Origin of the sequence: Nocardioides sp. NPDC101246 (assembly GCF_044767415.1) — a bacterium.
Lineage (GTDB): Bacteria > Actinomycetota > Actinomycetes > Propionibacteriales > Nocardioidaceae > Nocardioides.
Window position 1 is genome coordinate 62,296 of the sequence record NZ_JBIWNX010000006.1, and the last position, 5,017, is coordinate 67,312.

General features: G+C 71.0%; 6 protein-coding genes. 2 read left to right on the plus strand and 4 right to left on the minus strand.

What is annotated here, in order from left to right; genetic code table 11:
- Nucleotides 1-99: 99 nt before the first annotated feature.
- The 3 genes from ACIRON_RS12425 to ACIRON_RS12435 form a co-directional block, all read right to left on the minus strand.
- Entirely contained in the window at nucleotides 100-1,032 is a 933-nt protein-coding gene (locus ACIRON_RS12425; protein WP_402992610.1) for a 2-hydroxyacid dehydrogenase, read from the minus strand.
- A gap of 63 nt (nucleotides 1,033-1,095) precedes the next feature.
- Nucleotides 1,096-2,340, minus strand: coding sequence for a deoxyguanosinetriphosphate triphosphohydrolase (locus ACIRON_RS12430; protein ID WP_402992611.1), 1,245 nt, complete (start codon nucleotides 2,338-2,340; stop codon nucleotides 1,096-1,098).
- A 26-nt stretch (nucleotides 2,341-2,366) separates the two neighbouring features.
- A complete protein-coding gene (locus ACIRON_RS12435) occupies nucleotides 2,367-2,828 on the minus strand; it encodes an Rrf2 family transcriptional regulator (RefSeq protein ID WP_091048634.1) in 462 nt (153 codons plus the stop codon).
- A gap of 79 nt (nucleotides 2,829-2,907) precedes the next feature.
- Here ACIRON_RS12435 and ACIRON_RS12440 point away from each other — a divergent pair, with 79 nt between their 5' ends.
- Nucleotides 2,908-3,750 carry an SDR family oxidoreductase gene (locus ACIRON_RS12440; RefSeq protein WP_402992612.1) on the plus strand — a complete coding sequence of 281 codons (843 nt, stop codon included), beginning with the start codon at nucleotides 2,908-2,910 and terminating at the stop codon, nucleotides 3,748-3,750.
- A gap of 132 nt (nucleotides 3,751-3,882) precedes the next feature.
- Here ACIRON_RS12440 and ACIRON_RS12445 read toward each other — a convergent pair whose 3' ends face one another.
- A complete protein-coding gene (locus ACIRON_RS12445) occupies nucleotides 3,883-4,407 on the minus strand; it encodes a hypothetical protein (RefSeq protein ID WP_402992613.1) in 525 nt (174 codons plus the stop codon).
- Between the two features lie 144 nt (nucleotides 4,408-4,551).
- Here ACIRON_RS12445 and ACIRON_RS12450 point away from each other — a divergent pair, with 144 nt between their 5' ends.
- Nucleotides 4,552-4,893 (plus strand): winged helix-turn-helix transcriptional regulator, encoded by a 342-nt coding sequence (locus ACIRON_RS12450; RefSeq protein WP_402992614.1) that lies wholly within the window; start codon nucleotides 4,552-4,554, stop codon nucleotides 4,891-4,893.
- The last annotated feature ends 124 nt before the right edge of the window (nucleotides 4,894-5,017 follow it).

The following is a 5,017-nucleotide window of genomic DNA, read 5'->3' on the forward strand; positions in this document are numbered from 1 at the left end:
ATCACACCCGCTAGCGGGGGGGGTAGTCGGGTCGCCACCGGCCTATTACTCGCCAGTAAATGGGCAGTTCGCTACCGGACTACCCCGAAAGTGACCCGCTCAGTAGGCGCGAGACATCACGTTCGCGAGCGGCTCGCCGGCGGCGAACCGCTCGAGCTGCTCGCGCACGACCCGGTATGCGCGGGGCCACATCGCGCTCGAGGCCCCGCCGACGTGCGGGGTGATGAGCAGGTTGGGCGAGCTCCACAGCGGGCTCTGCGAAGGCAGCGGCTCGGTCTCGGCGACGTCGATCGCCGCGTGGATCCGCTCGGTGGCGAGCTCGGCGACCAGGTCGTCGGTGACGACCACGCCACCACGGGCGACGTTGACCAGCAGCGCGCCGTCCTTCATCCGTCCCAGGAGCTTCCGGTCGACCAGGCCGCGGGTCTCGTCGGTCAGCGGCATGGCCAGCACGATCACGTCGGCCTCGGGCACGAGCGTGTCGAGCTCGTCGAAGCCGTGCACACCCTCCCGCGCGGTCCGCGCCACCCCGACCACCTCGGTCTCGAACGGAAGCAGCCGCGCCTCGATGGCTCGGCCGATCGCTCCGTACCCGACGATCAGAACCCTCTTGTCGGCCAGCGACGGGAACCAGCCGGGCCGCCAGGCGTGCTCGTCCTGATGGCGTACGTGGCCCGGGATGCCCCGCAGCGACGACAGGATCAGCGTGACGGCGAGCTCGGCGGTCGAGGTGTCGTGAATGCCGCGGCCGTTGCAGAGGGTCACCCCCGCGGGGATGTGGCCGCGGGCGGCGTCAACCCCGGCGGTGAGCAGCTGCACCACCTGGAGCGAGGTCATCTGGCTGACGACGTCGAAGATGCGCGAGCCGAGCATGTAGGGCGGCAGGTAGAAGGCCACCTCACCCACCGAGTCCGGCACCTTCACCTCGCCGCCGGTGAAACGGGTGTGGTCGAAGAGCTCGAAGCGGAGACCTGCGGGCACATCGCCCAGCTCGGACGGGTCGAACGGCAGCCAGACGAGGGGATCGCTCACGGTCGTGAGACTACTCAGCCGGCTCTCCGATCCCCAGCCGTCCTGCCGGCCGGGATGAAGTGGTCAAGCGCGTCGGCAGAGCCGTTCGTGCCAGGCCAGCGCGGTGATGTCGGTCAGCGAGGCGACCTGGTCGATCACGACGCGGAGCCGGGCGGAGTCGTCGGCCGCGGCGTGCCAGTCGTCGGCGAACTGCCGGTCGAGATCGTCCGGCCCGGTGGAGACGAGGTGCTCGAGAAGCTCGCCGAGCAGGTTGCGCTGGCGGTCCATCTTCACGGCCCGCTCGTCGGTGCGCATCACGTAGTGCGCCGCGATCCCCTTCAGCAGCGCGATCTCCAGGCGGGTCTGCTCCGGCACCACCAGGTCGGCGCCGTAGCGGACGTAGGGACCGCCGCCGGCGGCGTACGTCGCCTCCCGCACCGCCCCGCAGAACCGGCCGATGACGTCGGAGGTCAGGTTCTTGAGCATGGCCCGGGACCGCCGAGAGGCGTCGTACGCGGCGCCCTCGGGGACCCAGCAGCCGGCGGCACTCAGGTCGGCGATGGTCGAGACCACGAGCGCGCGGTCGAAGCCCGGGACGTACCAGTCGGCCACGGTCGCGGCGACGCCGTCGAGGTCGAGGCGGGCGAGGTCGATCTTGCCGGCGACGATGCCGTCCTCGACGTCATGGACGGAGTAGGCGACGTCGTCGGAGAGGTCCATGATCTGCGCCTCGACGCACTGCCGCTGTCCGGCGTCGGTGGCGCGCAGCCAGGTGAAGACGGGCAGGTCGTCCTCGTAGACCCCGAACTTCGCGCCCTTCCGCTCACCGAAGCCCCACGGGTACTTCGTGCAGGCATCCAGCGTCGCCCGGGTCAGGTTGAGCCCGACCGAGCGCCCCTCGGCGTCGAAGGTCTTCGCCTCGAGCCGGGTCAGGATCCGCAGCGTCTGGGCGTTGCCCTCGAACCCACCGATGCCCTTCGCCTGCTCGGCGAGCACGTTCTCGCCGTTGTGCCCGAACGGCGGGTGCCCGAGGTCGTGCGCGAGGGCCGCGGTCTCGGCGATGTCGGGCTGCGGCGAGCCCGGCCCGTTCAGGGCACGGGACAGGTCCCGCGCGACCTGGGCGACCTCGAGCGAGTGGGTCAGCCGGTTGCGTACGAAGTCGTCGGCCTGCGGCCCCACGACCTGGGTCTTGGCCGCCAGCCGTCGGGTCGAGGCGGCATGCACCACGCGGGCGCGGTCGCGCTCGAACTGGGTACGCTCCGGCGCGGCCACCCGCTTGGGCGGCTCGGCGACGATCCGCTCGCGGTCGTCGGCCCCATATAGCTCCACAGCCGAGAGGCTATCGCTGCCCGAGCTCAGGGCAGAAGCCCGGCGTAGTCCGCCGGGTCGAAACCGGACTCGTCGAGCACGTCGCTGAGCGAGATGCCTTCGAGCTCGGCCAGGACCGCCTTGGCGACGCGGCGGTCGAGGTCGGTCAGCACCCCCTGGATGCTGGCCCCGACGGGGCAGGCGGGGTTGGGCCCGTGGATGCCGAGGACCGGATCATCCCCCTGCAGCACCTGCCACACCTGGGCGAGGTTGACCGTCCCTGGCTCAGCGTCCAGCTCCCATCCCCCGTGAGCACCGGGACGCGATCGGACCAGACCCGCCGTGCGGAGCGGCCCGAGGACCTTGCGTACGTGGACGGGGTTGACGTCGGTGCTACCGGCCAGCTCATCGGAGCTGACCGGGGTCGTGCGGCCTACGGCAGCGCTCGAGGCGAGGTAGGTCAGGACATGCACGGCCACCGCGAAACGGGTGTTCGTCGGCGTGGCCATACCCCTATCTTGCCTTATTGCCATCGCTATGACTACATTTAAAGAACCGTCATCGCTGTGACTACAGATAGGACTCTCCATGACCATCGCCATCACCGGCGCCTCCGGCCAGCTCGGTCGCCTCGTCGCCGACCAGCTCCTCGCCACCCTCGACCCCGCCGAGGTCGTCCTCCTCACCCGCGACCCGGCCAAGCTCGCCGACTACGCCGAGCGTGGCGCCGACGTCCGAGCCGCCGACTTCGGCAAGCCCGAGGAGCTCGCCGACGCCTTCGCCGGTGTCGAGCGCGTACTGCTCATCTCGACCGACGTCGTCGGAGCCCGGGTCGAGGGCCACCGCGCCGCCATCGACGCCGCGGCCAAGGCGGGCGTACGCCACATCGCCTACACCTCGGTGCCCGAGCCGACCGCGGACAACCCCGCCGGCGTCGTCCCCGACCATGCCGCCACCGAGGACGCGCTGCGCGAGAGCGGCGTGGCCTGGACCATGCTGCGCAACAACCTCTACGCCGACATGCAGGTCGACTCCGTGGCCCAGGCCGCCGCGGCCGGGCAGCTCGTCACCAACATCGGCGACGGCGCCGCGGCCTATGTCACCCGCGCCGACTGCGCGGCCGTCGCCGCCGGGGTCCTGACGGGCGAGGGGCATGAGGGCAAGGCGTACGACGTGACCGGCCCGCACGCCTACACCGCGGCCGATCTGGCCGAGCTCGCCACCCAGAGGTCCGGCAAGCCGGTCGAGGTCGTCCAGGTCGACGACGAGGCCTACACCGCAGGCCTGGTCTCGGCAGGGCTCCCGGACTTCATCGCCCCGCTGCTCACCTCGTTCGGCACCGCGACCCGCCTCGGCAAGCTCGCCACCGTCACCGACGTCGTCGAGCAGGTCGGCGGCCGCAAGCCCACCCCTCTCAGCGCCCTGGCCTGAGCGACCCGCCCTGCCTCAAGACGCCGAGTCGGCGCATCTGTCCCAGCGCCTTGGGGCAGATGCGCCGGCTCGGCGTCTTCGGCCGCAACGGACGGAGGTCCGGGATGAAGGCGACGTTCACGTCGGGGTCCTTCAACGTCGGATTCGGTGATCCACAGCGATCCAGTTCGTCTCCCACGTCGTTCCACCGTCGGCCGAGAACGCCTGCTCGAACCTCGCCTCGTCCCGGCTCACGCGCGTGATGAGGAACCGCACCTTGATCGAGCGGTCGCCGAGCTGATCGTCGCCGTAGAACTCGCCGACGCCGTCGCGGAAGCCGCCGCGCACCGCCGGGGTGAGCAGACCGTCGCGCATGCTGACGAAGGTCAGGCTCCACCGCTGCGACTGCGGCTCGTACAGCCTCAGATTGAGCGCGTCGATCCGGCCGGCCGGACCCGACACCTCGAACTCGACGACGTTGGCCCGCCGATCCATGAGCGGACGCACGGTGCTGGTGCCGGAGAACTCGAGCCATTCGTCCGGGGATTCCGAGATCGGGTCGGCGAGGACCTGAACGGTGGAACGCCAGGTACCGATCTCCCAGTCGAAGTCCCGTTGGCCGTCGGCGATCGCCGACGAGACGGATGGCGGTGCAGCGACACCCGATGCCGCCGTCACGAACACCAGGGAGGCGAAAAGGGCTACGTTCAGAATTCCTCGGCATGGAATGGTCATGGTCCGACTATCGAGCGGAGCGCAACCGTGAACAAGAAGGCACCTGTGGGTAACCCCTCTCGCCCGAATCCGCTTCCGGGATGCCCGATGGCCGCGGCGTTCACCGCGATCGGCGGCAAGTGGAAGCTGACCCTGCTCTACTGGCTCGCCCACGGAGAGTCCCACTTCGCCGGCCTCCGCCGCAGGGCCGCGCCCATCACGGCCAAGGTGCTGGCCGAACAGCTGCGCGAGCTCGAAGCCGACGAGCTCGTCGAACGCGTGGTGACCGGACCGGTTCCGGCACCCGTCATCTACCGGCTCACTCCGTACGGGGCCACTGTCCTGCCCGTCGTCGAAGGAGTCAGGGTGTGGGGCGAGGCGCACCTGCAGCGCACCGACGACGCGGCCACGCCGGAGACGACGATGAGCTGCGCCGACATGATCGCGTAGGCGTCAGCGACCAGCCCGGGGGGGGGGGGGGGGGGGGGGGGGGGGGGGCCCCCCGGCCCGGGGCGCGGGCGGGGGGGGGGGGGGCGGCGGGGGGGGCCCTGGTGGGGGCGGTCGGCACCACCAG

What these genes read in the sequence shown, in the direction of transcription:
- ACIRON_RS12435 (WP_091048634.1), bottom strand. Translation starts at nt 2,828, where the DNA reads ATGGCCACGCCGACGAACACCCGTTTCGCGGTGGCCGTGCATGTCCTG.
- ACIRON_RS12440 (WP_402992612.1), top strand. Translation starts at nt 2,908, where the DNA reads ATGACCATCGCCATCACCGGCGCCTCCGGCCAGCTCGGTCGCCTCGTC.
- ACIRON_RS12450 (WP_402992614.1), top strand. Translation starts at nt 4,552, where the DNA reads ATGGCCGCGGCGTTCACCGCGATCGGCGGCAAGTGGAAGCTGACCCTG.